This window comes from Actinomycetota bacterium, from assembly GCA_012837825.1.
Lineage (GTDB): Bacteria > Actinomycetota > Humimicrobiia > Humimicrobiales > Humimicrobiaceae > Humimicrobium.
The window spans coordinates 1-2043 of sequence record DUQM01000055.1 but is presented as its reverse complement, the minus strand read 5'-3'; the positions used below and the strand labels follow the sequence as shown (position 1 = coordinate 2043).

At 32.7% G+C, this 2043-nt stretch carries 2 protein-coding genes; both read left to right on the top strand.

Translation table 11 applies throughout. The features are described from left to right. Positions 1-153 (top strand): DUF2130 domain-containing protein (locus tag GXZ93_04115; protein HHT78963.1); only part of this gene is annotated, 153 nt, incomplete at its 5' end. 168 nt (positions 154-321) lie between these two features. After that, positions 322-2043: ATP-binding domain-containing protein (locus GXZ93_04110; protein ID HHT78962.1), on the top strand; the 1722-nt coding region annotated here is incomplete at its 3' end.

Sequence of the window (2043 nt, the reverse complement as noted above, 5' to 3'; positions counted from 1 at the left end):
GTCCAGAAACTATGGGATAAAAGAGAGACCCAGCTAAAAAGGGTGCTTAAAAATACTGCCGGAATGTATGGGGATCTGGAAGGAATTATAGGAAGTACCCTGCCAAAGATTGAAGCACTGGAACTTGAAGGGGAGATAAATGATGGTGAATAGGAAAACCCAGAGTCTTAGATAATTTCAACTATTATAAATTTAAATAATTATTATGTAATTGTGATAGAATATTATAATTAATATTTTAGATAATATTAACAATAAAAATTAATTATAAATATAATAATAATAGTATTATTAATTGTAAATTAATATAAAGGATATGCCATGACAAGGATGATTCCACCATACCTTAAAGGCAGAATTGAAAATTATGGAGAAAGCCTGGTTTTTAATCTTCTGAGAGATGCTCCTGAAACAGATGACTGGGTTGCTCTTCACTCATATAATCTTCCAAACCAGGTAACCTGCATTGGAAGGGAAATAGATTTTCTTGTTATGGTTCCCCAGAAAGGACTCTTTGTTCTTGAAGTAAAATCTGGCAACGCTATTCAGAGAAAAGACGGTGAGTGGGAAATAAGGAATAGTGATGGAAGAGCTATCTATGCTTCAGAAGAAGGACCCTTCAAGCAAGCTCTTCGTGCAATGTACTCCCTACACGAAAATCTGAAAAAATGGTTTGGTCTTGAAAGCAGATATAACTCTTTTTTAATCACTTACGGAGTAGTATTCCCTGAAATAGATTTTAACTATTCAGATCTGGAGATTGAGAAATGGAGAGTTTTTGACAATAATACAAAATATTCAATAACAGAATATATTAATGTTCTTTTTGAGAATTCCTTAAAAACCTACAAAAATGAAAGCTGGTATAATCCTGGTAAATCCCATCCCTTAAAAAAAGATATTTCTGAACTTCTGAGGCAACTAAGAGGTAGTTTTGAATTCAATGAAGTTTTATCTGACAAAGTAAACAAAATAGAAAAACGCATAAATGCTTTTACAAATGAACAGTATGATTGTCTTGACGCACTTGAAGAGAATGAAAGATGTATTTTTAAAGGGGCAGCAGGAACAGGCAAAACAATGCTTGCTCTCGAAGCAGCCAAAAGAAGTATTTCTGAAGATAAATACACGCTTATTATTTGCTTTAACAGACTCCTTGCATCCTGGCTTCAATATCAATTAAAAGAATATTTCCCGGAAAGTGAAAACAAATATCATGTAGCTCCATTTCTTGATTATCTTGAATCTTTGACCAGAAAGCATGGATACTTTAAACTACCTGACCGGACAGACAGCCATTATTATAGTGAAGACTTGCCGGATTATGCGCTTAAAGTTCTTGAAAAATATCCTTTCAGCAAATTTGACAGACTTATTATTGACGAAGGCCAGGATTTGATAAATGAGGAGTATCTGCTTGTAATGGATTCTCTTTTAAAAGGAGGACTTAAAGAAGGAAACTGGAATATATTTTGTGATTTGGAAAGACAGAATATTTATAATAAAAAATTAAATGTCAGAGAAATGCTGTCGCTGATTAAATCCTACGGAGACTTTACAAGCTATAAACTTACGGTAAACTGCCGTAATACTATTGAAATTGCAGATGAGGTATACAAGCTGTCTGGTTTTAATTATAAAAGATGTCTGAGTGAGCATCTTACAGGAATTCCTGTTGAATACGGGTTCTATGAAAATGATATGGAGCAGGTGATACTTCTGGAAGAAGTAATTTCATCTCTTCATAAAAATAAAATAAAACCAGATGACATCACTATACTTTCCCCATTCAGGCTTCAGAATTCCTGTGTAAAAAGTTTACGAAAAAAACCAAATTTTGAAATTATCAATCTTTCAGAAGACCACGAGAGATTTTTAACAAGAGATACTTATACTTTCAGCACTATTCATAAATTTAAGGGAATGGAGAATTTATATATAATTATTACTGATATTAATGAAACAAAAGACTCTGAATATTATAAAAATCTTCTCTATATAGGTATGTCCAGAGCAAAGGTCGGGCTGATTATTTTGATGAAT